Raw genomic sequence first — 25357 nt, 5'->3', positions numbered from 1 at the left:
CTTATTGCTGGTTGGCCGTCGCCGGCTTCTCGTCGCTGCCCTGCCCAGAATCTTGTTTGGCCGCGCCGCCCTTGAAGATGCGCCGCACCGTGACGAACAGCAGCGGCACCAGGAACACGCCGATCACCGTCGCCGCGATCATGCCGCCCATGACGCCGATGCCGACCGAATTCTGCGCGCCGGAGCCGGCGCCGCTGGCAATCGCGAGCGGCGTGACGCCGAGGATGAAGGCCAGCGACGTCATCAGGATCGGCCGCAGTCGTTGTCGCGCCGCCTCCAGCGTCGCCTCGACCAGCCCCATGCCAGCCGCCTGCCGCTCGATGGCGAACTCGACGATCAGGATGGCGTTCTTGGAGGCGAGGCCGATCGTGGTCAGCAGGCCGACCTTGAAATAGACGTCGTTGGTCTGGCCGAAAAGCGTCGCCGCCGCGAGCGCGCCGAAGATACCGATCGGCACCGACAGCATGACCGCGAACGGGATCGACCAGCTCTCGTAAAGTGCCGCCAGGCACAGGAACACGACCAGCGCCGAAATCGCATAGAGCGACAGCGCCTGGTTACCCGAAAGCCGTTCCTGGTGCGACAGGCCGGTCCACTCATGCGAATAGCCGGCCGGCAGCTGTGCCACCAGCCTGTCGATCTCGTCCATCGCAGCACCCGAGCTCACGCCCGCGGCCGCCGCGCCCTGGATCTCGACCGCCGCCGAGCCATTGTAGCGTTCGAGTCGCGGCGAACCGAATGTCCAGTGGCTGGAGGTGAAGGCCGAGAACGGCACCATGGCACCGCTGGCATTGCGCACCTGCCATTTGTCCAGATCTTCCGGCTGCATGCGGAAATTCGCGTCCGACTGCATATAGACCGGCTTCACCCGCCCGCGGTCGATGAAGTCGTTGACGTAGTCGCTGCCCCAGGCGCTCGACAGTGTGTTGTTGATGTCGGCGAGGCTGACGCCGAGCGCGCTGGCCTTTTCCTGGTCGATGTCGACAGAGAATTGCGGCTGGTCCTCCTGGCCGTTCGGCCTTGTGGCGGTGAGCAGCTTGCTCTGTGCCGCGAGGCCCAGAAGCTGGTTGCGCGTCTGGATCAGCGCGTCATGGCCGGCGCCGTTGACGTCCTGGAGGTAGAAATCGAAGCCGTTGGTGTTGCCGAAACCCTGGATCGCGGGCGGGGCAAGCGCGAAGACCTGCGCGTCCCTGATCTTGCGGAAGGCACCCATGGCACGGCCGGCGACCGCTTGCGCCGCCAAGGCCGGCGATGAGCGCTGGCTGAATTCCTTCAGCGGCACGAAAGCGATACCGACATTCTGCCCGGCGCCGCCGAAGCCGAAGCCGGAAGCGGTGAAGACGCCTTGGACAGCGTCCTTTTCCTCCTTGAGATAGTGGTCTGTCACCTCAGCCAGCACACGCTCGGTCCGGTCCTGCGTCGCACCGACCGGCAGCGACACGCTGGTGATCAGGATGCCCTGGTCCTCTTCCGGCAGGAACGAGCTCGGCAGCCGGGCAAACATCCAGCCCATGGCGATGACGATGGCCAGGAACACGGCGAGGAAGCGCCAGGACCGGTTGATGATGCCATGCGAGCCGTCGCGATAGGCCGTCGTGCCGCGATCGAAGACGCGGTTGAACCAGCCGAACGGACCGGTCTGCGTGGCATGGTCCTTGGGCCGCCGCAGGATGGTGGCGCACAGCGCCGGCGTCAGCACAAGTGCTACCAGCACGGACAGCACCATGGCCGAGACGATGGTCACCGAAAACTGCCGGTAGATGATGCCGGTCGAGCCACCGAAGAAGGCCATCGGCACGAACACCGCCGACAGCACGGTGGCGATGCCGACCAGCGCGCCGGTGATCTCGTTCATCGATTTTCGCGTCGCCTCCTTCGGCGACAGGTCTTCCTCCTGCATGACGCGCTCGACATTCTCGACCACGACGATGGCGTCGTCGACCAGAAGGCCGATGGCCAGCACCATGGCAAACATGGTCAGCGTGTTGACCGAATAGCCGAACAGCGACAGCACGCCGAACGTGCCGAGCAGCACCACCGGCACGGCGATCGTCGGGATGATCGTCGCCCGCAGATTCTGCAGGAAGATGAACATCACCAGGAACACCAGCACGATCGCCTCGGCCAGCGTCTTGACCACCTCCTCGATCGACAGCCGCACGAAGGGTGAGGTGTCGTAGGGATAGACGACCTCGACACCTTGCGGGAAGGTCGAGCTCAGCCGGTTGATCGTCGAGCGCACCGCTTCCGCGGTGCTGATGGCGTTGGCGCCGGTTGCGAGGTTCACGGCGACGCCGGCCGCGGGCTGGCCATTGTATCTGGCTTGCGTCGTATAGCTTTCGGCGCCGAGCTCGACGGTGGCGACATCGTTAAGGCGCACAAGCGAACCATCCGTCTGGCTCTTCAGGATGATGTTGCGGAACTGTTCGGCGGTCTGCAGCCGGCTCTTGGCCGTCACCGTGGCGTTGAGCTGCTGGCCCTTGCGTTGCGGCATGCCGCCGAGCTGGCCGGCCGAGACCTGCGTGTTCTGCGCCTCGATCGCCGAAGCCACGTCGCTCGGCATCAGCGTATATTTGGCGAGCTTGTCGGGATCGAGCCAGATGCGCATGGCATAGCTGGAGCCGAACAGCTGTGTCGAGCCGACGCCCTCGACGCGCTTCAGCGTGTCGTTGATGGTCGAGTCGACATAGTCGGCAAGATCGGTCGAGTTCATCTTGCCGTCGCTGGAGACGAAGCCGATGACCATCAGGAAGCCGGTCGAGGATTTGGAGACGGTGATGCCGTTGCTCTGCACCACCTGCGGCAGCTGCGACTGCACCAGCTGCAGCTTGTTCTGCGTCTGCACCTGGGCGGTGTCGGGATCGGCCGCACTGGTGAAGGTCAGCGTGATCGTGGCCGCACCGGTCGAGGTCGAGGTCGCCGTCATGTAGTCGAGATTGTCGATGCCGGTCATGCCTTGCTCGATGACCTTGGTCACCGAATTCTCGACCGTTTGCGCATCGGCGCCCGGATAGTTGGCGCTGATGTTGACCGTGGTCGGCGCGATCTGTGGGTATTGCGAGATCGGCAGCGTGGTGAGCGCGAGCAGGCCGCCCAGCATGATCACGATGGCGATCACCCAGGCGAAGATCGGCCGGTTGATGAAGAATGCTGACATCGCCTCAGTTCCCGGTCGACTGGCTGCTATCGGCCATCTTGGGCGTGGAAGATATGGAAGAAGAGGTCTGTGCCCGGTCCTTGACCTCGCCGGTCGTCTCGTCGATCGTCACTTCGACGCCCGTCGCGTCGCCGCCGGGGCGCACCAGTTGCAGGCCCTCGACGATGACGCGGTCGCCGTCGCCAACGCCTGAATCCACCAGCCAGTTGTTGCCGACGCTGTTGCGCACGGCCAGCACGCGCGTCTCGACTTTCCCTTGCGCGTTGATGACCATGGCGGTCGCTTCGCCCTTGGTGTTGCGGGTGACGCCGCGCTGCGGCACCAGGAAACTGTTCTGGGCGACGCCCTCTTCGACAAGCGCCCGCACATACATGCCCGGCAGAAGCAGACGGTCGGGATTGGGAAACTCGGCCCGCAGCGCAAAGGTGCCGGTGGTCTGGTCGACATTGGCACCCGCGAATTCCAGCTTGCCGGTCTGGTTGTAGATGGTGCCGTTCTCGAGCTTCAGCTTGACGCTGACATTGGGGCCGCTGAACTTCAGCCGGCCCTCATTGATGGCCTGGCGCAGATTGAGCAAATTGGTGCTCGACTGCGTGACGTCGACATTGATCGGATCGAGCGAACGGATGGTGGTGAGCAAGGTATCCTGATTGGCGGTGACCAGGGCGCCTGGCGTCAGCGACGACTTGTCGATGCGGCCGGCGATCGGCGCGGTGATCTTGGTGTAGTCGAGATTGATGCGCGCGGTTTCGACACTGGCCTTGGCGGACGCCACATCCGCATTGGCCTGGGCCAGCGTTGCCGCGGCATCGTCATAATCCTGTTTGGAAACAACGTTCTGCTTCAACAAGCCGGCATAGCGGTCGAACTTGGCCTGCGCCGTCGGCACCGCCGCCTCGGCCTTCTGCTGGGCTGCCTGCGCGCTGTCATAGGCGGCCTGGTAGCTCGCCGGATCGATGAGATAGAGCGGCTGCCCGACCACCACCTCGCTGCCCTCTTTGAACAGCCGTGCCTGGATGATGCCGTTGACCTGCGGGCGCACATCGGCGGTGAGCGAGGCTGACGTGCGTCCGGGCAGTTCGGCCGTGATCGCCACCGATTGCGGATGCAGCGTGACGACGCCGACTTCCGGCTTGCTTGCACCGGCCATGCCGGCGGGAGCTTTGCTCCCCTCCTGCGAACAGGCCGCCAGAAGAACCGTGGTGATGAGTATCGCCGCGAGCCGGCGGACCGGCAGGGAGGACGGGCTAGACTGGATAGACATGGCCTGGATGATCTTTCGCTGGAGTTGCGGTCGCCGTCTGGCTGTCGGGATCGGAGCGTTCCACCAGCAGCCGGGCGAGATGCCGGCCGAGGAAGCGCTGGATGTCGTCCATGAAGGTGTAGACGACCGGAACATAGACGAGGCTGAGCACGGTCGAGGAGATGAGCCCGCCGATCACGGCGATCGCCATCGGCGCCCGCGTCTCGGCGTCGGCGCCGATGCCGAGCGCGATCGGCAACATGCCGGCGCCCATGGCGATCGATGTCATGACGATGGGCCGTGCCCGCTTGCGCGCGGCGTCGAGCAGTGCGTCGAAGCGGCTCATGCCACGCTCCTTCTGCGCGACCAGGGCGTACTCGACAAGCAGGATCGAGTTCTTGGCCGCAATGCCCATCAGCATCAGTATGCCGATCAGCGGCGATATGCCAAGCGCCTTGCCGGCAATCAGTATGAAGCCGAGCGCACCGCCGATCGAAAGCGGCAGCGCCACCAGGATGGTCACCGGCTGCACGAAGCCGCGGAACAGCAGCACCAGCGTCAGGTACATCAAGAGAATGCCGGCGGCGATCGCGGTGGCGAAGCCGGAAAACAGCTCCTGCATGCGCTGAGCGTCGCCGCGCGCCAGCTCTTGCACGCCGGCCGGCAGATTGCGCATCGCCGGCAAGGCGTGGATGGAAGCGGTCCCCTGGCCGAGCGTCAGGCCGGAAAGATCCGCCTCGACCGTGGCGCTGCGGCTGCGCCCCACCCTGGTGATGCTGTTTGGCCCGGCATTGAAGCCGATATCGGCCACCGCACCCAGCGGCACCGTGCCCTTGCTGCCGATCAGCGGCAGCACCGCCAGTTTCGCCGGATCGTCGATGGCGCCGTCGGGCAAGGTCACGACGATCGCAACCTGGCGGTCGCCGAGATTGAACTTGGCCAGGCTGGTGTCGGTGTCGCCGATGGTGGCGATCTTCACCGTCGCCGCGATCTCGGTTGGCGTGACGCCGCGTTCGGCTGCCCTGGCGCTGTCGGGGCGCACGATCAGTTCCGGTTTGGTCGTCGCCGCGGTCGACTTCGGATTGATGAGGCCGGGCACGGATTTCATCCCGTCGACCAGCGCGTCGCTTGCCTTCTGCAGCGCCTCGCCATCGTCGCCGACCAGCGTGATGGCGACCTTGGCGCCGGCAAAGCCGTCGGCGCCGAACTGGATGCGCCCGCCCGGAATGTCGTTGAGCTTCGGCGAGGCCTCGGCCTCGAACTGCTGCTGGCTGACGCTGCGCTCGCCGCGTGGCTTCAAATTGACGGTGACATTGGCGCTGCGCACCTCGGCCGATGTCGATCCGCGGTTCGGACCACCGCCGGATGAAGCCGCCGTGCCGATCGTGGCGAATATGCTGTCGACGGCCGGCTCGGCCTTCAGGCGCCTTGTGATGTCCTGGACGACGGCGGTCGTCTGTTCGATCGTCGAGCCCGGCTGCAGCTCGACCGAGATCATCGAGCGGCCGCGATCGGTCGCCGCCATGAATTCGGTCGGCAGTTTCGTTGCCAGCCCGATCGAGCCGGCGAAGAAGGCGATGCCGGCGACAAGCGTGATCCAGCGATGGTCGAGCGCCTTGCGCAGCAGCCACAGATAGGTCGGCACCCAGGCCGGCAGGTCGTCCTCGCTGTGGCCGCCGGCGCGCACCAGATAGGCGCCCATCAACGGCGTCAGCATGCGCGCCACCAGCAGTGAGAACAGCACCGACACGCAGACGGCGACGGCGAAGGAGAAGAAGAATTTTCCCGGAATGCCGGGCATGAAGGCGACAGGCAGGAACACCGCGATGATGGTCGCCGTGGTCGCCACCACGGCAAGCCCGATCTCATCGGCCGCCTCGATGGCAGCATGATAGGCGCTGGCGCCGGTCTGGCGCATATGGCGCACGATGTTCTCGATCTCGACGATGGCGTCGTCGACGAGGATGCCGACCACCAGCGACAGCGCCAGCAAGGTGATGTTGTTGAGCGAGATGTCGAACGCCGCCATGACGGCGAAGGTCGGGATCAAGGACAGCGGCATGGCGACCGCCGACACCAGCGTCGCCCTGATGTCGCGCAGGAACAGCCAGACGACGCCAATGGCCAGCAACGCGCCGAGCCACAACGCCTCGAACGCGGCGTCATAGCTCTCCTGCACGAAGCCGGAGGACGAGGTGACTTCGGTGAATTTCGCGGTATCGGTCTTGGCGCCGATGTCGGCGATCGCGGCGCGCGCGGCCTTGACCACGTCGATCTCGCTCGAACCGACCGAGCGGTAGACGTTGAAGGCGACAACCTGTCTTCCGTCGAGATAGGCGGCCTGGCGCGGCTTTTCCCAGCTGTCGACCACGCTGCCGAGATCGGAGAGCTTGACGCCGCCAGCGCCATTGAGCGCGATGTCTGTGTCGGCCAGCGCCTCGACAGAGCCGGCACTGGCCAGCGTGCGCACCGACTGCTCCTGGCCGCCGACGCTGGTGCGGCCGCCCGGCTGGTTGACATTGTTGGAGGCGAGTGTCTGGCTGACATCGCCGGCGCTGATGCCGAGCGCGGCGAGGCGGTCCGGATCGAGCTCGACACGGATGACGCGGTCGACGCCGCCCGAACGGGTGATCTTGGAGACGCCGTCGACGCCGAGCAGCGCCTTGGCGACATCATTGTCGATGTACCAGCTCAGCGCGTCCGGCGACATCGAGGGCGCCTCGACGACATAGGTCAGCACCGAATTGCCGGTCGCGTTCATCTTGGCCACGACCGGCGACTGCGCGGCCGCCGGCAAGCTCGACTGCACTTCGGACACGGCGTTGCGGACATCGTTGGCGGCGGTCTCGGGATCGATGCCCAATGTGAACTCGACCGTGGTGACGGACGAGCCCTCGCTGATCGAGGTCGAGACGTCGTCGACGCCTTCCAGCGTCGCCACGGCGTTCTCGATCACCCGCGCCACCTGCACTTCCATTTCGCTCGGTGCCGCTCCCGGCTGCGAGACGGTGACGGTGACCGTCGGCAGGTCGATGTCGGGCATATTGTTGGTGCGCAGCTGCATGAAGCCGTAGAGGCCGGCGATGGTCAGCGACAGGAACAGCACGATGGTCGGCACCGGATTGCGGATCGACCAGGAGGAAATGGCGTTCATCGCGCCGCCTCCGTCACCTTGCCGGCGGCGCCGGGTTGCGCGTCGGCGATACGCACCAGATTGCCGTCGCTGAGGAAACCGGCGCCGGCGACAACGACGCTGTCACCCTCCGACAGTCCGCTTTCTATGGCGACCCGGCCGTTCTGGTGCGCGCCTATGGTGACGGCGCGCGTGGCGGCCTTGCCGGCGTCGTCGACGACGAAGACAACAGGCTTGCCGTCCTGCCAGACCAGGGCGGCCTCGGCAACGCTGAGCCTTTGCGAGGCCGCTCCCGCGATCGACACGCGGGCGAACATGCCGGGCTTCAGGCCCGAGCCTTCGCCCAGCCCGACATAGACCGTGGCGAGCCGCGTCGTCGAACTGACCGTCTCGGCAATGGAGGACACCTGCCCGGCAAAAGTCCGGCCCGAAGCGTCGACGACGTTGGCCCCCTGCCCGACCGAGACCGATGGAAGGTCTTTTTCGGGGAGAAGCACACCGACTTCCAGCCTGCCGTCGCGGATGATCTTCATCAGCTCGGTGCCGGCCTGGACGATCGAACCGGCGACCGCCGGCCGGTTGGAGACGACGCCGTCGAAGGGCGCGAGGATGGTCGCCTGGTCGAGTTGGGCCTGCAGCCGCTCAGTAGCGGCCTTGGCCTGCTCGAGCGCGGCCCGGCCGGTCTTGACGGCGGTCGCCTTGTCTTCCGCCGTCTCAGCGCTGATCGCCTTGCTGGCCAGCAGCCTGTCGGCGCGGCCGGCGGCGGAGATCGCCGTGTCCAGCGTCGCCTGCGCCTGGTCGACGGCAGCCTTCTGCTCCGCCAGCTGTGCCTTGAGCACCGAGGCGTCGAGCTGCGCGACGACGTCGCCGGCCCGCACATGGTCGCCTTCGCCAACCAGCACTTCGGTCAATTTGAGGCTGGAGGTCTCGGCGCCGATGGCTGCTTCCTGCCATGCGGAGACGGTGCCGGTGGCGCTGATCGACGAGGCGACCGCCTCGGATCGCACCTTTTCGACCGCAACCGTCAGGCTGGCCTGCGGCGCCGCGACAGTCTGCGTGGCCGGTTCAACGGTCGCGCGTCCATAGGCTCTCAGCGCCGCCATCGCCCCCAGGACGATCAGCACGCCGGCCAGGACAAGATAGGTCTTACGCGATCTTGCGGTCATGATGTCCGTGGTCATTGGGCTGCTGCGAAACCGGCAGCGACAGGCGCCAGGCGGCGAAATGCAAGCGCACCGCGCCCTTCAGCGTATCGGCCGGCAGCGCCGCCGGCGTGGCGGCATGGCTGGCGCGCTGGCCGAGCGAGAGCCTCGGGCTCATCGATGCGATCAGCCGCAGCATCATCATGGCTTCCCACATTGCCGTGCTTCCATTGTGGATGATTTTCAAAGGTGGGATGGCGGAGCATGCCGCCATCCCACGAGACCGGCCGGCCCGAGAACGGGTTGGACACCGGGCCGGCCGGAGCAGCCGGACGGAGTTGTCAGCCGTTCCCGGGCTGGGGTGGCGGAAGCTGTCCGCCCTGGTCGGGCGGACCTCCAGGTCCGGCTGCATCTTCCGGCGGGCCGCCCCAGGGACCGGGGGGTGGTCCGTGGGGTCGTTCCGCCGAAGCCAGGATTTCGAGCTGTTCAGGCGACAGCTTGGTGCGCAATTCGGCTATAGCCTCCTTCAGTTTGGCGGCCGAAGCCGCGCGCGCGGTAACCTCGTCGGCCAGCCTTTCCTGGAAGGCGAAGGGATCGGGCTTGCCGCCCGGAGCCGCATCAGGCCCCTTGGCCTCGGCGCCACCCGGGCCGGGGCCACCGGTGCCGCCGGGGCCGCGATCATGCCGTGGCGGCGCAAGCACGGCCTGCAGTGCACTGGTGTAGTCGCGCCAGGCGTCGAGCTGTTCGCTGCGGATACCGACGCGCGTCTCCAGCGCCGCCAGCCGGGCGGCCAGCATGAATTCCGGCGGCGGTCCCATGCGGTGCGCGCCAAAGCCTTCGGGGCCAAAGCCCTGCGGGCCAAAACCCTGCGGACCGTGCCGCATCGGCCCATGCGGGCCATTCTGGCCGAACCACGGCATCGGGCCATGGTCCGGTCCATCCTGAGCGATGACCGGCGGCTCGCCGGCGCCGGCATCGGGCTGTGCCGCCAGCACCGGGTGGATTGCGGCGACGGAAAACAGGCCGAGCGCAAGAAGTCTGCTTCGCATGACGGTGTTCCTTTCTCTCATGCATCGGACATCCCTGAGGATAGGAAGCCTGTTTGTCCGCTTCGCGTCGGCGTGTTGCCGAAGGTTTCCGCAAAGGGGCAATTTGTTTCCGAATGTTTCCCGCCCCCGGCCAGAAACATTGCGTTGCAATTTTCCATGCCGCTCGCGTGTGCGGTCCCTATAATCAGCGCCAAGCAAGGGCACGCATGATGCAATCACAACCCCATATCCTCGTCGTTGACGACGACCGCGAGATCCGCACGCTGCTCGGCCGCTATCTCGACGGCCAGGGTTTTCGCGTCTCGGTGGCGGCGGACCGGCGCGAATGCGAGCAGAAGCTTGGCGCCGGCCAGTTCGACCTCGTGGTGCTCGACGTCATGCTGCCGGACGGGTCTGGCCTCGATATCTGCCGCGGCTTGCGCGACCGCAAGCCGCATGTCCCGGTCATTCTGCTGACGGCGCTGAAGGAGGATGTCGACCGCATCATCGGCCTGGAGCTCGGCGCCGACGACTATCTCGGCAAACCCTTCAACCCGCGCGAACTGACCGCCCGCATCCGCGCCGTGCTGCGGCGCGCGGCACCCGAGGAGGCGCCGGCTCCCCGCCCCCGCATCTACCGCTTCGCCAGCTACCGGCTGGAACCCGACACCCGCAAGGTGACGGACGGGCGGGGCGAGCTCATCGACCTCACCGGCGCCGAGTTCGACCTGTTGCAGGTGTTCCTCGACCGCCCCGGCCGGCTGCTGTCGCGCGACCAGCTGCTTGACCTCACACAAGGCCGCGAACGCGACCCGCTCGAACGCTCGGTCGACGTGCTGATGAGCCGGCTGCGCCGCAAATTCTCGGACACCGGCGACGGGCCGCTGTTCAAGACCGTGCGCAATGGCGGCTACCAGCTCACCGCGCGTGTCGAGACGGTGGAGATCCCGGCGTGAACTCGCTGCGCCGAAGGCTGATCATCCTGCTGGTGGCCTCGATCATCGGCGTCGTCGGCCTCGCCACGACCGTGGCGATCAAGGTGCTCGGCGGGCCATCGCCGGAACTGATCATGGGGGCGGTTGCCCGTCAGGTCCAATTCATGGTGCAGCTGGTTCCCGGCCATGTGCCTGGCGCGGGCGATGCTCCGCTGACCATCCGCGACCACCCCGCCGATGGTCCGGTGGACCGCAAACACACGCGCGTGCTCAACGACATCCTGCGTGACGACGGCCTCGGCCTCTCGGCCGTTGTCAGCCGTACTCCGGGCACTCCCGGCATGGTCGCGTCGGTGGCGCTTCCCGACAAACGCTGGATGATCATCGACGTCCCCGACTTCGATCCGCCGAGGGATGTCTGGCTGGTTCTCGCCGGTTGGATCACGCTGATCGCGCTCGGCGCCACTGCCGTGTCGGTCTATTTCACCAGCGTGCTGGTGCGGCCGCTGGAGATGCTGGAGGCCGCCGTCTCGAAGATCGGCTCGGACGGCTTGCTGGCGCAGTTGCCGGAAGAGGGCTCGGCCGAGGTCAGGGCGACGGCGCATGCGCTGAACCAGCTCTCCTCGCGGCTGCGCACGGCCATGGAGAGCCGTATGCGGCTGGTGGCCGCCGCCGGCCATGACCTGCGCACGCCGATGACGCGCATGCGGCTGCGCGCCGAATTCCTCGACGAGGAGCGCGACAAATGGCTTCACGACCTCGACGAGCTCGACCGCATCGCCGACAGCGCCATCCGCCTGGTGCGCGAGGAGGTGAACCAGGACGCCGTCGAGCCGCTGGACCTGGAAAAGATGGTGCGCGACATCGAAGCCGAAATGGTCACGCTCGGCCATGCCGTCTCGATCGGCCCTCTGGACAAGGTGTCGGTGCGCGCCGGCGCGCTCGGCCTGCGCCGTGCCCTGCGCAATCTGATCGTCAACGCCGCCACCCACGGCAAGGCCTGCACCATTGCCCTTGCGGCCACCGACAGGCGCGCCGTGCTGACCATTTCCGACAACGGCCCCGGCATCCCGCCCGACCTCATCAACAAGGCCTTCGAACCCTTCTTCCGCGTCGACCCCGGCCGCCAGCAATTCATCCCCGGCGCGGGGCTCGGCTTGGCCATCGCCAAGGAGATCATCGAGCGCTATGGCGGCACGGTGACGCTGGAGAACCGCAGGGGTGGCGGGCTGGCGCAGACGGTGGTGTTCAAGGCGGTGTGAAAAAGGGGATGGCGGCCAAGCCAGCCAGCCCGATATCACCAAGCCGATTGTTGCCTAACAATCGCACGTGTCGAACTGCGCCGGGTTCGCGGCAGCCTTCGCAACAGCCATTGTCCGGACCGCGGCGGCGACCTTCTCGCCGCCCCCGTCCCTGCCTTTCGTCGCCCCCACAGGCGCGGCCGAGATGAAATTTCTCGTAAACGCCACAAGCCCCGGCGGTCCCTTCATTGTGGTAAAACCCTGCTTCTTGCAGGCATCGAGAAACTCCTGTGTGCGGCCCTGCTCAATGATCGCGCGTACGTGAAGCACAACCCCCTCGACAGAGAGCTTTCTGGTGTGCCGCGTGGCCGCGCCATTCTTGGGTTTGGATGAACTCGCGCCCGCCGTCGTTTTGGTCGCTTTTGCCATGGGTTCCTCCTTCGGTTGATCCAGCTGTCGATGCTGCCGCCCCGCGACGTCACTCCCCGGTGATCAGCTCCAGCACTTTTGACTTCCTGTCGCGAAAATTATTGTCGTCCACGCGCTGAAGCTCGCGCACCCCGGCCTCCACCTGGCGGCTAATTTCTTGCTGCTCCGCCTTGCTTCGTTCCTCAGCCACGGTCAGTCCTTCCTTTCGAGCGGGCAATTGCATGACCAGCGTTAGCGTATGGATATCCACCCTGTCCGAGGTGGCTAGCAGCGTGCTGCCCTTGACATCGGTACCGCTCAACCGCTGGGCCAGTTCCAGCTTTGGGTTGACGCCGGCATGGAGTGTCGTGGTGAAAACGAGAAGTCTCGCTCATGGAAGGCACGGGTTTCGGATTCTGATCTGTCAAGACATCGGCTTCGGACACCTGACCGATCAGGTTTCCCGACTGGTTGGCCGTGATGAAACTCCTGACGATCTCGATCAGGTCGAGTTTACCGGCTATCGGGTAGGCGCCATTGGGCAGAGGCTCAGCGCCGGCAAGCTCGGCACGGAGCCTGTTGCACACGCGGATCGTCGGAAGATTGGTCAGCAATTCATCGACCCGGTCCGCCTGGACAAACTCCCGCTTCGCCTGCCGCTTGCCTTCGAATGATCCTTCGATGGGGGTGGTCAGGCTCCCACGAGTAAGCACACTCAAAAGATCGACACTGCCGCCCAGTTTATTGGTCTGGGTCATATCGAATACATATTTGTAGACGATGAAGACGGGGGAGTATGTCTTCACGACATACTCGAGTTGCTTGTGTTCGTCATGAAGATTTTTGTAGCCGGACGTGAGGAGAGTCTGGAATACCTGGGACTCGTTCCTTGCCCTCGCCATCGCGATTTCGTCCTTGCTGAGCAAAGCACTGTTGGGCGGCGTGAATCGCGCCAGACGGTCGCGGCTGAGGCTGGCCGCGACTTCCATATTGTGTTGGTCCCTGCCTTGGGAAAGCGCACCGATCAGCAAAGTGATAAAGGCATCGCGCATTTCGCACCGGATCGCCTGGGCGATGCGGGATGTGTCCAATCCCCCGGTAACCTGCTGGGTCGTTGGACGCACGGCGCAGGCAAATAAAACCTGGGCGGCGGCCAACAAAGCGGCCCCGCGACAAATCGCTCGATACAGGCGCAAGTTTTCCCCCGGAGATTTTACCGGATTTATACTGCAAGCGCACAGTAAACCAACAATTGGCGTCTTGTGTCAATTAAAATTTAAGAAACTGCTAATTTAGAAGTACTGACGTCTGGCTGCCAATGATCCGAGGGCGGTGTCGCCAACAAGCGCGCCATGCTGACCATTGCCGACGACGGCCCCGGCATCCCGCCCGACCTGAGGTGGCGGGCTGGTGCAGACGGTGGTGTTCAAGGCTGTGTGAGGCGTAAGCAAGCCGTCTGGTCAGCCGACAAAAGGCGGCGACTATGCTGCATCGCGAAAAGCCAATGATTCCAATTCATTCGCGGGTAAATCGGTATGAACCAAAATAGATAAAATGTAGATTTCTCAAATTTCAAGATTTTTTTACAGAGATTCTAACGCCTCCTGTCTCCGGGGCAGAAGCGCTTCCAATCAACCAAAGCGGGTATACCGATACAACTCGAACCAAAAAGGTTGAAGTGCTATCGAAAATCGCAAGAAACCGAAAAAATGGCGGCTTTTTGCCAATTTCTAGCCTTGCTCACGCAAGTATTTCAGCTCGCTAAATTTTTTGTGTTGCACCGCACAATGCCGTGACCGAACCATCGCCTGGGGAACTCATTTGCGACTGGACATACGCCGTGGAGGATTTCGCCAGCTTGACCAACTTGAGCTGTCCATCCGTCGAATTCGTTCCTGGCTCGGATGGACCCGCAAGGCTCGGGTTTGACGGTACCGGGCCGAGGACAGGTACCGTCCATCTTGGCCCCCGGCTCGAAGCGGCCAGACGGCACGGACATCATAGGGGCGCAAGCTGATGGCAAACGCCCGCGACATCCAACTGGATGCACTGAGGGCCATCGCCGTGACGATGGTGTTGTACTCCCATTTCTTCGCGGCGGGAGGATCTTCCTTTTGGGGCCATATTGGTGTGCGGCTGTTCTTCGTTCTGAGCGGCTTCCTGATCACGCGCCTGCTGCTGGAAGCCCGCGCGGCCGCCGCGTTTGAGACCGGCCCCGCGCTGCGGTCCTTCTACATCAGGCGGGCGCTGCGCATATTCCCTCCCTATTTTGCCGTCCTTGGTTTCGTCTGGCTGGTCGACCTGGAACAGTCCAGGGGATCGCTGGTCTGGCATGCGCTTTATCTGTCGAATTTCTGGTATGCGCTGCGCAATGACTGGACGCCCTGGGTGCTGTGCCATTTCTGGAGCCTGAGCATCGAGGAGCAGTTCTATCTAGCCTGGCCGCTGGTCGTCCTGCTTGCCCCAAGGCGGCGCTTTGAACAGATCTGCATCGGCGTCATCGCGCTGTCGCTGGCCTATCGCTTCTACTGGCCGGTGACCGCCACGCCGGCGCTGGCGCGCGACCTGCTGCCGCCGGCGTCGATGGATGCGCTAGCCTCAGGCGCGCTGCTGGCCTGCTGGCGGTCAAGGGGCGCCGGCCTGCCGCAATGGATGCGGCTGAGCTGGCCTGCCTTCGCGGCGGCGTTCCTGATGATCGAGTGGTTTGTCCCGGCACCTCCCGATCCGACGCTGGAATGGGCCCGTTGGCTGCTGCTGCAGGTCCTGCCCCTGGTGCCGCTGATAGTCATCGTCGCCGCCTGTTCGCGCGGCCTCGGCGGCACCCTTGGCAGGCTTGCGGAGCTGCCGCCGCTGCTGGCCCTCGGCCGCATCAGCTACGGCGTCTATCTCTATCATCCGATATTGCTGTCGCTCGCCGTCAAGTCGCAGCCCTGGATTCCGCTCAATGTCTCGCAACAAGGGCCAGGACGGTTCCTGGTTGCAAGCACCGCCACGATCGTCCTGGCCTCGATTTCCTGGCTGGTTTTCGAAAGGCCGCTCAACAGCCTCAAGCGCCACTTCCCGTATGTCCGGCAAGCGCCCGCCGGTCATGCCGGCTGGTTTGCGAGGCCGGCGGAAGCCTATCCCGGCGGGTCGCCCGATGGCCGCACGCCATCCCTCGACCTCCCGCGAACGGATGCAAGACCATGACCGCCGCGCCGCTCGTCTCCGTCCTGCTGCCGGTCTACAACGCCGGACCCTATCTCGCCGCGGCGCTTGGAAGCATCCTGCGGCAGGACTACGGCCGCCTGGAGGTCATCGCGATCGATGACGGCTCGAGCGACAATTCGCTCGAAATCCTCGAGCGATACCGACAGGCCGACAGCCGCGTCTCGATCATCTCGCGCGAAAATCGCGGCCTCGTCGCGACGCTCAACGAAGGGCTGGCGGTCGCAAGAGGCGAGTTGGTCGCGCGGATGGACGCCGATGACATTGCCTATCCCTGGCGCCTGTCGCGCCAGGTGGCGCTGTTTGAACAGCGGCCCGAGCTCGGCTTCTGCGGTGCCGGCGTCGACATGTTGATCCGCGGCCGCATCGCCAGGGGCAAGCCCGATCCGGTGTTCCAGTTCGGCCGCATGCCCATATTGGCGATGTTCTTCACCATCTTCATGCACCCGACGGTCGTCTACAACAGGAAGGTCATCGAAGACGCCGCTCTCAACTACGACCCGACCTACCGGCACGCCGAGGATTTCGATCTTTTCAGACGGCTGGCCGGCCGCTACCCGGCAGCCATGATGCCCGAAAACCTGCTCGTCTACCGTACTCATCAGGGGAGCGTGACCCACCGGCACAGCAAGGAGATGCGCAGGACGCATTTGCGCATCGTGGCCGAGAACCTCGAGCGCGAGGGCCTCGCGGAAGCCACGCGGGACCTGCGCGACATCGGCGAAGCGGTCAGCCTCGACACGGTTACCCGCGCGGCCGACTTCATTCTCGCGCTGGAGGAGCGGATCTGCTCGCTGCCGGACGAGACGCGGCCGAGCTTCGAGGCCGGCGCGCTCAACCTGTTCTATTTCCTTTATCAACTCGTCGCCGACGAAAAGCAGCCCCCACTGACGCATGAATTGCTGACACGGACCGCGAAGTGGAACGCCATCCGGCGGCGCGAGAAATATGCGCTGCGTCCGGGCGCCTGGGCGCCGTGGCTCAGCCGCGCCTCGCTGTCGGCCGGCAAGCAGGCGGACGCCGTGGAATACTTCTTCAAATCCGCGCCCGCCGCGGCGGTTCTGGCATCTCATCAGGTGGGCTAGAGGCATGACCATCGAAGCCCACCAACCTCTACAGCGCGATCGTTCGACGGCGCTTGGCGCCGCCCCGGCCGGTCTGCGAGCGGAGCGATCAGGCCCGGAAGTCAGCTTCATCATCTGCACGCGCAACCGCGTCGCCGTGCTCGAGGCCTGCATCCAGTCTGTGCAGGCCGCGTGCCGCGCCCATGCCGGCTACGCGGCCGAGCTCGTGGTCGTCGACAATGGCTCGAGCGACCGCACGGCCGAACGCCTGGCCAGCATCGCCGCTATGTCGGACATTCCATTCACGCCCGTTTGCGAGCCACGCCGCGGACTGGCGGCGGCCCGCAACGCCGGATTGCGGCATGCGCGGGGCCGTGTGCTGGTCTTCGTCGATGATGATTGCGCGGTGCATCGCGACTATCTCGCCGACCTGGAGCGACATTATTCTTCCGGGGAACAGTGGCTCATCCGGGGAGGCCGTGTCGAGCTTGGCGATCCCAGGGACCTGCCTTTCACGATCAAGCGATCGCGGGTGCGCGAGCGACTGACGCCCGATATTCATCCCGGCGGCTTCGTGTTGGGCTGCAACATGACGATGCACCGCGACGTCGCGGCCCGCATCGGCTATTTCGACGAGCGCTTCGGCGCGGGCGGGCCATTGCGGTCGGCGGAGGATACCGATTACCTCGTTCGGGCGGTGCTGCTCGGCATCGCGGTCGAGTATGTGCCTGATATGACGATATTCCATCATCACGGCCGGCGGGATCGCAAAGCCATCGAAAAGCTCCACCGCGACTACAGCCTGGGCAATGGCGGGCTCTGCCTGAAACACATTCGCCATGCGCCCTGGCTGCTGCGCCATTTCTACTGGGCCGTGAGAGGGGCTTTCCGGGAATTGGCGGGCAGGCCTGCCTTCGATCGCGAACTCGACCTGTCGCACTGGCCGATCATCGGCATGAATCTGCTCGGCGCGGCCAGATACGCGGCTCTCCTGCTGGCGAGGCGGCCGCAGGCCGAGCCGGTGCCGCAGGATCAACAAGCCAACGCCGAGGCACCGCTCTGATGCCATTGCTCCCGCCCAGCCTGCCGATGCTGTTCCGCGCGTTCGGAAAGCGGCAACTGCGCCTGGTTCCGGCCGTGGTGGCTCTGGGTCTGGTCAGCGCCGCCCTCGAAGGCTTCGGCATCGGCCTGATCATCCCCCTGCTCGGCATCATCATGGGACACGGCGATGCGACGGGAATGGCCGGTTTCTCCGCTGTCCTCCAGCAGGTCGGATCGGGCTTCAGCGAGCGCGACCGGCTTGTCGTCATTTCGGCCGCCATACTCGGCTCGATCATCCTGAAGAACGTCTTCGCCTTCGCCAACACGCTGCTGACGACCTTCATCTCCGGCAAGGCCAGCCATTCGATCCGCAGCGCTTTGTCGGAGCAGCTCCTGCGGGTCGGCTACCCCTTCTTCCTGCGGCAGAGTCCCGGGCGGCTGCTCAACATCATCTCGAACGAATCCTGGCGGGCGTCCGATGCGATCCAGATCATGCTGTCGGCGATCATCAGCGCATCGGCCGCCATCATCCTCCTGGCCTTTCTGCTGCTGCTGTCATGGCGCATGACGCTGCTGGTCACGCTGGGACTGGCGCTCGTCCAGATCGCGCACGCCATCCTCTCGGCCAATCTGAAAGGCCCCAGCCGCAGCGTCGCTTCGCGCAACAGCCACCTCGCCTCGCAGATGCTGCATCTCGTGCATGCCGGACGCCTGATCCGTATCTTCGGCCAGGAGAGCCGGGAGAAGGCGATCTTCGACACCGCGTCCGACGCGGTTCGCCACGCCTCCTTCGTCCTGCAGGTCCGCCAGGGCGCGTTGCCGCCGCTGACGGAGGTTCTCCACGCCATGCTGTTCCTGGCGGTGGTGATCGGCGCCTGGCTGGCGCAGGTGAGTTTCCCGATGATCATCGCCTTCGTCATCCTGCTCTACAGACTGCAACCGCATATGCGCGCCCTGCAGGGGTCGTGGAGCCAGTTGCAGGGCCTCAGCGGATCGCTGGAAGAGGTGACATGGATGCTGGATCCCGCGGGCAAGCCCAGGCCGCCGCAAGGCGACGGACCGTTCCACGGTTTGCGCCAGGGCATCAAGTTCGATGACGTAACGTTCACCTATTCCGGCACGGACCAGCGTGAGGTGGTGCTGCATGCGGCGACGTTCGCAATCAACAGTGGCCGCTCGACGGCGCTGATCGGCCGCTCGGGCGCCGGCAAGACGACGATCGTCAATCTTCTGTGCCGCTTCGTGGAGCCGGACAGCGGCAGGATCCTCGTCGATGGATCACCCCTCGATGGGATCGACGCCAGCCAGTGGCGACGCCACATCGCACTGGCCAGCCAGGAGCTGGAACTGGTCGACGGCACCATTTTCGAGAACATAAGCTACGGGCAGGATGCGGCGACGATCGGCGACGCCGAGCGCGCCGCAAGACTGGCCGAAGCGCATGAATTCATCGAGCGGCTGCCTCAGGGCTACGAGACGCTCGTTGGCTACAGGGGCGTCAATCTGTCGGCCGGACAGAGGCAGCGGATCGCACTGGCCAGGGCCCTGGTGCGCGATCCCGATCTGCTCATCCTCGACGAAGCCACCAATGCGGTCGACGGGCTGTCGGAAGCGGCCATCGTCGAGACCCTGAAGTCGAGGGCGGGACGGCGCACGACCATCGTCATCAGCCACCATCACAGCACCATCTCGTTCTGCGACGACGTGGTGATCCTGAGCGGCGGCCGGGTGAAGAAGCAGGCCCCTTTCGGCGCCCTGGCATCGCTCTCGATGGACGAGCTTTACCAGCATGAACCGCTTGACTGACATGGGTTCGGGCAGCGATTCTCGGTGCGACCCTCGGCCGTCCGAATCAGTGGCCCGTGCTTGCCGCTCGCACCCTGCGCGATCGCACCAATGCCACGCGGCGCCCGGACTCGCTACCGTTCCTTCGCGGCGGACCTGTCGATCCGCCCGGGCCGGTGCCCATCGCTCACTCTCCAGATGCGGCGCCGGCCTCCCCTCTTGGCCCTCGTGCTGGTCATCCGCCGCCTCGCGCAAATGGTTGTGTTCGCGGCGGCGTGAGGGGGCTGGCGCAAGCTTTGCAGAACTTGGGTTCCTCGCCCCACGAATGTGGGGGAGAGGTGGCTCGGGCGAAGCCCGAGACGGAGCGGGGGAATGGCTCGACCTCAACGAAATTCAGAGGGAACCCGCCAGCGTCGCGCGGCCCCCTCTCCGACCGCTTCGCGGCCACCTCTCCCCCGCTTTGCGGGGGGCGAGGAACCCGAGTCTTGGGCGTCGCGCTGCCCCCCACCCCGATCCGCTTTGCGGATCGACCTACCGGGGCGAGCTACGGGTCTCGCCGGTCCCCCAGACCCCCACGAGGGGGAGGGTGAAGATCACCCCGCGATCGCCATCGGCGCCGGGCTCTTGTTGGGGATCTGGATGTCGATCTCCAGCGTCGACATGGTCTCGCCGCGTTCCATCGAGACCTGCAGGTAATCCTGGTCGATCTGCACATGTTTGGCGATCACCGCCATGATCTCCTCGCGCAGGATGGAGACGAGGTCGGGCTGGCTGCGGTTGCGGCGCTCATAGGCGAGCAGCACTTGCAGCCGCTCGCGCGCCACCGGCGCGCTGGAGCGCCGCTTGAAGATGTCGAGCAGGTTCATGCCGCCCTCCTTCCCAAAAGACGATCGAGGAAGCCCTTGCGCTCGAAGGGCACGATGACAGGCAATTCCTCGCCCTCAAGCCTCCTTGCGGCTTCGATGTAAGCCTTGGCCGCCGAATTGAGCGGCTCCGACAGCGTCACCGGCGAACCGAGGTTGGAAGCGCGTAGCACATCCTGGCTTTCGGGAATGATGCCGAGCAGCGGCACCGACAGGATTTCCAGCACATCGTCGATGGACAGCATTTCACCCCGCGCGGCCCGCCCCGCGTCATAGCGGGTGACCAGCACGTGCTTGGCGATCTGCTCGCCCTGTTCGGCGCGCATGGTGCGGGCGTCGAGCAGGCCGATGATGCGGTCGGAATCGCGCACCGACGACACTTCCGGATTGGTGACGATGACCGCCTCGTCGGCAAAGCGCATGGCGAGCTGCGCGCCGCGTTCGATGCCGGCCGGGCTGTCGCAGAAGACATAGTCGAACACCGAGCGCAGCTTGTCGATGACTTCGCCGACGCCCTGCTCGGTCAGCGCATCCTTGTCGCGCGTCTGCGAGGCCGGCAGCAGGAACAGCGTGTCGACCCGCTTGTCGCGGATCAGCGCCTGCGACAGCTTTGCCGTGCCCTGGATGACGTTGACGAGGTCGAACACCACGCGGCGTTCCGCGCCCATGATCAGGTCGAGATTCCTGAGGCCGACGTCGAAATCGACCAGCGCCACCTTCTTGCCGGTCTTGGCCACGGCGGCACCGAGCGCCGCCGTCGAGGTGGTCTTGCCGACGCCCCCCTTGCCCGAAGTGACCACCACTACCTTGCCCATCGAAAAAGCCTCCGTTGTTATCCGTTGTTATTCAGTCAGCCGCATCAGCTCAGTGTTTCGACGCGCAGGCCCTCGCCGTCGAGGAAGGCCTGCACCGGTTTGCCGCGCGACACCCCTTCCATCTCCTCGGCGGTGATGTACCAGCCGTCGACCGACAGAAGCTCGGCCTCGTTGCGGCGGCAGAAGATACGCGCGCCGGTGTTGCCGAGCGCACCCGCCGAAGCGCGCCCGCGCAGCGTGCCGTAGACATGGATCGAGCCGGCGGCGACGATCTCCGAACCGGAAGCGACCGAGCCCAGCACGATGACATCGCCATGCGGATGCATGATCGCCTGGCCGGAGCGGATCGGCGCCTTGATCATCAGCGTGCCCGAATCGTAATGCGAAACCTGCGGCTCGCTTTCGTCAGTCTTGCTTGCGCCAGCCTTGCCCTTCGCAACGCCGCCGGCATCGGCACGCGCGTCCATGCGGTGGTCCGGCGCCCTGCCCTCGGCGGCCTTGCCCTCTGATGTGCCGGAAACCTCTTGCCCACCCTTGCGGCCCGGCAGCAGCCCATCCGTCGTCGCCTCCTTGGCGCCGACCAGCAGAGGCGGCAGTTCCGGCCCGAGCGAAGCCCCGTCGAGCTCGATCGCATAGATGCGGATGCCGCGCGTCCCGAGTTCCGCCACCAACGCGGCGATCTCGCTCGGCCGCGGCTTCAGCACGTTCAAATCCAGCAACACCGGCCGCCCGGCAAAATAGCCCGGCGAGTTGCCGATCCAGTGATCCAGCCCCTGCAGCCACTCCGCCATGGGCGCTTCCGGGGTCAAGGTGAAAGCGACGAAAGAGCGGGCACGAAAGCGAATGGATTTGGCCTCGAGGGGAGCGGCAAAGGTCACGGCTGGCGAATCCTTACTGAGAGGTAAACGCTAGCGAGGGAATGGTTAACGAATGGTTAATGGGGGTGGAGTGGAGGAGCGTCGGAATTAAGGTTCCTGACAGAGCCAGACGGGAGTTCAAGAGTTTGTTAGGTGCTACAGACAGAGCTGGCAGTTTGGTCGGCGGTCGGTGCTACACAAGTGTTGTTAAGAACGGGACAAGCGTCGATTCCATCGCGTTTCGTTATTATGTTAACATCAATCATAGACTAATGCGCCTCAGGGGAAAGATTCGCCCTCGGGGACTTGGGACTAACTCCTTCTTCCTAGCTCAACGCCCACCGTCACGCGATTGCCGCCAAGAACGTTTGATATTTTTCAGTATCGAGATAGAAAAGGCGATTGAACAAATTGAGGCACATCACGCGCTTATCAGAAACCGAAGCCGGGCGAGCCTGGGTTCGTCAGTTCAATGATTTGGCAGATAGGGTGGCGGCGGCAGAAATGCTCGATGCCATGGTCTTGCTCGATAGTGAGCAGGTTTTTGAGGCACAGCGCTGGGGTATTGATCAACTCTACGCTTCTCGAGCTGCCACTGGGCCACTCAAGAAGAAAACTATCGCGCTATACGCTGAGCGTGAATTCGCCGAAAGCGCAATTTTTCAATCCAAGAAGCTAGCTGACAAGAGAGGCAAAGTTCGCCGCCGAGCTGTCGAACCTAGATCTGTTAAGCCCGTGGCACCTCGCCGCGGATCAAGTCGCGTCGGAAGTGAAGGATCAGGGGCATTTGTAATATCCCAGATGGTCGAGAAGCGGCCGGGGAGATTTCTAAACCACCCAGGTCCTGAGTTTATTAGAAAGCGGGGGGCAACGATAATCGGAATCGTCACTGATTTCATAGGCTCGGGGACCCGTGTCTCTGCAATGTTGGACAAATTCTGGCGAGTACCGTCTGTCCGGGCATGGTGGTCGCTTGGATGGATTCGATTTGGGGTCGTCTCTGCCGCCGGCACCAAAGCAGGCTTTGAGAAAGTGATCGCGCACAAAACGCAGCCCCAGGTCTTCATGCAGCACTTAGTCCCGACTGTCGACACCGCTGAACCTGCACAAGCGGCGAGGTGGAACAATCTTATCACAAACTATGGACCTGACGCCGGTCGTGGCGCGCCCGCACAAGGGTTTTTCGACACCAAGGCCTTAGTGGCTTTTACCTATAGAATTCCAAATAATACACCCGCAATTATTCATAGGTCCGAAGGCGGCTGGCGAGCGCTCTATTCTGGCCCGGTTCCGCGAGAAGGAAAACTGGCATTCATGCCATTGTCAGAGGAAGAGCAGATCGCGAATACTGCTGAGGCGGCTGGAATTGTTTTTGACAAATTAATTTCTCCATTAGAGGCTCGTATCGTCTTAGTACTTGCAGCGATCCGCGGCAGATTGCGAAGAGATGCTCTGGTTGAACTTGCCGAGAGAACAAATCTGACGACAGAACAGGTTAAAGAAGCCGTTGCGCAAGCCGATCAGCAAGGGCTTTTGTCCAGCAACAAGCGGCTGACAGACAAAGGCCAAGCCCTTATCGAAGCAGCAGTAAAATCTGAGAAACGAAAAAAAGTCATTCCCTCGAACATGGAACCATACTATCCATGGTCGTTGAGAGTCCCGACGGTTGCATCTAGTCCTAGCCGTCCTTCGGGATGGCCAAAATGATGTGCTGCTGCATGTCGTTATGGGCGATCGGGTTTCCGATCGCCGCTGATAGAGCTGATGATTGTAGTCTGTTACCTGTCGATCCCAGTCGCAAGCGACATCACTCGGCAGGCGGCGAGTTTGGCATCGACAGGTATCACCCCAACCGGGGTGGAATGTAGATGCGTCACCATTGGGACTCTCAACAATTTCGCGAGGGGGCACACGCAGCCGGCAGACCCGACGTCGTAATTGAGGCGGCGATAGCGGCCGGGCGAAGGATCAAGCGGAAAAACCGTGATCTGCCAGTAATCTTGTCTCTTGGTCACCTCGCACACCTAACAGATGTCAGCCTTCCGACCCTCATCGAATTTGTTAACCGAGAAGCAGAGGCCTATAGGGTTTTTAGGCTAAAGAAGCGCGTGTTGCCAGGGGAGACGGCTGCGACCAGACGCTATCGAACGATTTGCGTTCCCGTGCCAGCTTTGATGAGAGTTCAACGATGGATCGCACAAAATATTCTCAACGCGGTGAAGCCACACCCTGCTAGCTTCGCCTTTACTCCCCACCGCGATCTAGTCCAGGCTTGTCGCCTGCACGCAGAATGCAAGTGGCTTGTGAAAATGGACGTCGTTAATTTCTTCGAATCGATTACTGAGCGAGACGTCTACCGTGTCTTTAGATCACTGGGATATGGCGCTTTGATAGCATTCCAGATCACTAGATTGTGCACAAGAACGATACTGAACCAGCCACGAGGCAGGATCGGCAACAATGGAATACTTCCGCATACACGACTTCCTGCTGGTCATCTTCCCCAAGGAGCACCATCGAGCCCGATGCTCGCAAATCTTGCCGTGCAAAGATTGGATGAACGCCTGTCAAAATTTGCTAGCAGCAATGGTTGGACCTACACGCGATACGCCGACGATCTCGCTTTTTCCACTTCCGGCAAGGCTTCGCGCGAGCAGGCACTGAGATTAGTAACGTGGGCAACGGGGGAGCTTAAATCGGTAGGTTTGACATACAATCCTTCGAAAACGCGCATCGTCCCTCCAGGCGCACGCAAGCTGCTTCTAGGGGTACTCGTCGATCGAGATGAACCGAACCTGACAAAGGATTTCAAAGTAAATGTTGAGACACATCTCTACGCGCTCAACCACGACAAAATTGGCGCCCAAGCTCACATGCAGCGACGTGGCTTCGACTCTCTAATCGGCATGCGAAAACACATCGCCGGTCTGATCTCTTTTGCGCATCAAGTAGACGAGGCCTATGCTGCCAAGCTCTATAGGGATTTCAATAATGTTGATTGGTCACGTTGAAATACCCGTAACGGCTACCTGCCCCGGCAAGCCGAAGTGGCTTCGCGACGGCTTGTGACAGGCTGAAACTCAGGTCCCACCAGCGATAAGCGCATCCGCCTTGCAAGCGCCCCACCCCTCAATCACGCTTGAAATACTGCACCTCCCGCTCATGCTTCTCCGCCGTCTCGCGCGTCTTCAGGCGGCACACACGATCCATTGGGCTGCGTGAACTGAGCGTTTCTCTGCCGGGCTGCCTCGATGCCGGCATCGAGGCCCTGTCGTTCGCGTCGAACGGCTGGAAAGGAGACGCGAACGTGAAGTACAAAATTGGCCGAGAGCAGACGGGCTGTTTTAACCTAGGGCAGTGGAACGCGGTAGTTCCCTTCGCTTCGCTGCTCCCAGCAGTTGGATAGTTTGGCCGATCGCCCAACCTGTATATAATTAA

At 63.6% G+C, this 25357-nt stretch carries 20 protein-coding genes; 8 read left to right on the top strand and 12 right to left on the bottom strand.

The annotated features are described in order from the left end of the window. Position 1: 1 nt before the first annotated feature. From AC0V8S_RS15720 to AC0V8S_RS15695, 6 genes are all read right to left on the bottom strand, one after another. Entirely contained in the window at positions 2–3157 is a 3156-nt protein-coding gene (locus tag AC0V8S_RS15720) for an efflux RND transporter permease subunit (protein ID WP_475438263.1), read from the bottom strand. Between the two features lie 4 nt (positions 3158–3161). After that, complete coding sequence (locus AC0V8S_RS15715) at positions 3162–4421, bottom strand: efflux RND transporter periplasmic adaptor subunit (protein ID WP_475438262.1); 1260 nt, start codon at positions 4419–4421, stop codon at positions 3162–3164. Next, complete coding sequence (locus tag AC0V8S_RS15710) at positions 4405–7554, bottom strand: efflux RND transporter permease subunit (protein ID WP_475438261.1); 3150 nt, start codon at positions 7552–7554, stop codon at positions 4405–4407. The genes AC0V8S_RS15715 and AC0V8S_RS15710 overlap by 17 nt, the downstream gene beginning before the upstream one ends. Next, the gene (locus AC0V8S_RS15705; RefSeq protein WP_475438260.1) at positions 7551–8699 is read right to left on the bottom strand and encodes an efflux RND transporter periplasmic adaptor subunit; all 1149 of its coding nucleotides are present in this window, start codon (positions 8697–8699) and stop codon (positions 7551–7553) included. Before AC0V8S_RS15705 ends, AC0V8S_RS15710 begins: the two co-directional genes overlap by 4 nt. Further along, a complete protein-coding gene (locus tag AC0V8S_RS15700; RefSeq protein ID WP_183461459.1) occupies positions 8680–8892 on the bottom strand; it encodes a hypothetical protein in 213 nt (70 codons plus the stop codon). Before AC0V8S_RS15700 ends, AC0V8S_RS15705 begins: the two co-directional genes overlap by 20 nt. A 124-nt stretch (positions 8893–9016) precedes the next feature. Beyond that, complete coding sequence (locus tag AC0V8S_RS15695) at positions 9017–9724, bottom strand: hypothetical protein (protein WP_475438259.1); 708 nt, start codon at positions 9722–9724, stop codon at positions 9017–9019. Between the two features lie 209 nt (positions 9725–9933). Here AC0V8S_RS15695 and AC0V8S_RS15690 point away from each other — a divergent pair, with 209 nt between their 5' ends. Both AC0V8S_RS15690 and AC0V8S_RS15685 read left to right on the top strand, forming a co-directional pair. Next, positions 9934–10659 (top strand): response regulator, encoded by a 726-nt coding sequence (locus AC0V8S_RS15690; protein WP_183461461.1) that lies wholly within the window; start codon positions 9934–9936, stop codon positions 10657–10659. Continuing rightward, a complete protein-coding gene (locus AC0V8S_RS15685) occupies positions 10656–11900 on the top strand; it encodes an ATP-binding protein (protein ID WP_475438258.1) in 1245 nt (414 codons plus the stop codon). The genes AC0V8S_RS15690 and AC0V8S_RS15685 overlap by 4 nt, the downstream gene beginning before the upstream one ends. 54 nt (positions 11901–11954) lie before the next feature. Here AC0V8S_RS15685 and AC0V8S_RS15680 read toward each other — a convergent pair whose 3' ends face one another. Genes AC0V8S_RS15680 through AC0V8S_RS15670 form a run of 3 tightly spaced genes read right to left on the bottom strand, consistent with a single transcriptional unit; the run spans position 11955 to position 13444 of the window. Beyond that, positions 11955–12308: a hypothetical protein gene (locus AC0V8S_RS15680; RefSeq protein WP_475438257.1), complete on the bottom strand. Its 354-nt coding sequence runs from the start codon at positions 12306–12308 to the stop codon at positions 11955–11957. A gap of 49 nt (positions 12309–12357) precedes the next feature. Continuing rightward, positions 12358–12498: a hypothetical protein gene (locus AC0V8S_RS15675; protein WP_475438256.1), complete on the bottom strand. Its 141-nt coding sequence runs from the start codon at positions 12496–12498 to the stop codon at positions 12358–12360. Next, complete coding sequence (locus AC0V8S_RS15670; protein ID WP_475438255.1) at positions 12491–13444, bottom strand: hypothetical protein; 954 nt, start codon at positions 13442–13444, stop codon at positions 12491–12493. Before AC0V8S_RS15670 ends, AC0V8S_RS15675 begins: the two co-directional genes overlap by 8 nt. An 859-nt stretch (positions 13445–14303) precedes the next feature. Here AC0V8S_RS15670 and AC0V8S_RS15665 point away from each other — a divergent pair. Genes AC0V8S_RS15665 through AC0V8S_RS15650 form a run of 4 tightly spaced genes read left to right on the top strand, consistent with a single transcriptional unit; the run spans position 14304 to position 19405 of the window. Then, positions 14304–15476, top strand: coding sequence for an acyltransferase family protein (locus AC0V8S_RS15665; RefSeq protein WP_183461465.1), 1173 nt, complete (start codon positions 14304–14306; stop codon positions 15474–15476). Next, complete coding sequence (locus AC0V8S_RS15660; protein ID WP_475438254.1) at positions 15473–16579, top strand: glycosyltransferase family 2 protein; 1107 nt, start codon at positions 15473–15475, stop codon at positions 16577–16579. The genes AC0V8S_RS15665 and AC0V8S_RS15660 overlap by 4 nt, the downstream gene beginning before the upstream one ends. A gap of 4 nt (positions 16580–16583) precedes the next feature. Continuing rightward, positions 16584–17621 (top strand): glycosyltransferase family 2 protein, encoded by a 1038-nt coding sequence (locus AC0V8S_RS15655; RefSeq protein ID WP_475438253.1) that lies wholly within the window; start codon positions 16584–16586, stop codon positions 17619–17621. Further along, entirely contained in the window at positions 17621–19405 is a 1785-nt protein-coding gene (locus tag AC0V8S_RS15650; protein WP_475438252.1) for an ABC transporter ATP-binding protein, read from the top strand. The genes AC0V8S_RS15655 and AC0V8S_RS15650 overlap by 1 nt, the downstream gene beginning before the upstream one ends. 572 nt (positions 19406–19977) lie before the next feature. Here the strand turns inward: AC0V8S_RS15650 and minE are convergent. Genes minE through minC form a run of 3 tightly spaced genes read right to left on the bottom strand, consistent with a single transcriptional unit; the run spans position 19978 to position 21940 of the window. After that, positions 19978–20250 (bottom strand): cell division topological specificity factor MinE, encoded by a 273-nt coding sequence (gene minE / locus AC0V8S_RS15645; protein WP_183461473.1) that lies wholly within the window; start codon positions 20248–20250, stop codon positions 19978–19980. Next, positions 20247–21062 carry a septum site-determining protein MinD gene (gene minD / locus AC0V8S_RS15640; protein ID WP_475438251.1) on the bottom strand — a complete coding sequence of 272 codons (816 nt, stop codon included), beginning with the start codon at positions 21060–21062 and terminating at the stop codon, positions 20247–20249. Before minD ends, minE begins: the two co-directional genes overlap by 4 nt. Before the next feature lie 44 nt (positions 21063–21106). Next, positions 21107–21940: a septum site-determining protein MinC gene (minC, locus tag AC0V8S_RS15635; protein ID WP_475438250.1), complete on the bottom strand. Its 834-nt coding sequence runs from the start codon at positions 21938–21940 to the stop codon at positions 21107–21109. 381 nt (positions 21941–22321) lie between these two features. Between minC and AC0V8S_RS15630 the strand changes: the two genes are divergently transcribed. Then, positions 22322–23626, top strand: a complete 1305-nt coding sequence (locus tag AC0V8S_RS15630; RefSeq protein WP_475438249.1) for a phosphoribosyltransferase-like protein — start codon at positions 22322–22324, stop codon at positions 23624–23626. Positions 23627–23787: 161 nt separating this feature from the next. Then, a complete protein-coding gene (locus AC0V8S_RS15625) occupies positions 23788–24930 on the top strand; it encodes a reverse transcriptase family protein (RefSeq protein WP_475438248.1) in 1143 nt (380 codons plus the stop codon). The last annotated feature ends 427 nt before the right edge of the window (positions 24931–25357 follow it).

This window comes from Mesorhizobium oxytropidicola, assembly GCF_056174625.1.
This window is presented reverse-complemented; position numbering and strand designations above follow the sequence as displayed.

Bases quoted from the DNA above. Each gene is read 5' to 3' on its own strand.
- minE (WP_183461473.1), bottom strand. From the start codon at position 20,250: ATGAACCTGCTCGACATCTTCAAGCGGCGCTCCAGCGCGCCGGTGGCG.
- AC0V8S_RS15715 (WP_475438262.1), bottom strand. From the start codon at position 4,421: ATGTCTATCCAGTCTAGCCCGTCCTCCCTGCCGGTCCGCCGGCTCGCG.
- AC0V8S_RS15655 (WP_475438253.1), top strand. From the start codon at position 16,584: ATGACCATCGAAGCCCACCAACCTCTACAGCGCGATCGTTCGACGGCG.
- AC0V8S_RS15695 (WP_475438259.1), bottom strand. From the start codon at position 9,724: ATGCGAAGCAGACTTCTTGCGCTCGGCCTGTTTTCCGTCGCCGCAATC.
- AC0V8S_RS15650 (WP_475438252.1), top strand. From the start codon at position 17,621: ATGCCATTGCTCCCGCCCAGCCTGCCGATGCTGTTCCGCGCGTTCGGA.
- AC0V8S_RS15710 (WP_475438261.1), bottom strand. From the start codon at position 7,554: ATGAACGCCATTTCCTCCTGGTCGATCCGCAATCCGGTGCCGACCATC.
- AC0V8S_RS15705 (WP_475438260.1), bottom strand. From the start codon at position 8,699: ATGACCGCAAGATCGCGTAAGACCTATCTTGTCCTGGCCGGCGTGCTG.
- AC0V8S_RS15665 (WP_183461465.1), top strand. From the start codon at position 14,304: ATGGCAAACGCCCGCGACATCCAACTGGATGCACTGAGGGCCATCGCC.
- minD (WP_475438251.1), bottom strand. From the start codon at position 21,062: ATGGGCAAGGTAGTGGTGGTCACTTCGGGCAAGGGGGGCGTCGGCAAG.
- AC0V8S_RS15680 (WP_475438257.1), bottom strand. From the start codon at position 12,308: ATGGCAAAAGCGACCAAAACGACGGCGGGCGCGAGTTCATCCAAACCC.
- AC0V8S_RS15690 (WP_183461461.1), top strand. From the start codon at position 9,934: ATGCAATCACAACCCCATATCCTCGTCGTTGACGACGACCGCGAGATC.
- AC0V8S_RS15660 (WP_475438254.1), top strand. From the start codon at position 15,473: ATGACCGCCGCGCCGCTCGTCTCCGTCCTGCTGCCGGTCTACAACGCC.
- AC0V8S_RS15700 (WP_183461459.1), bottom strand. From the start codon at position 8,892: ATGTGGGAAGCCATGATGATGCTGCGGCTGATCGCATCGATGAGCCCG.
- AC0V8S_RS15720 (WP_475438263.1), bottom strand. From the start codon at position 3,157: ATGTCAGCATTCTTCATCAACCGGCCGATCTTCGCCTGGGTGATCGCC.
- AC0V8S_RS15625 (WP_475438248.1), top strand. From the start codon at position 23,788: ATGCGTCACCATTGGGACTCTCAACAATTTCGCGAGGGGGCACACGCA.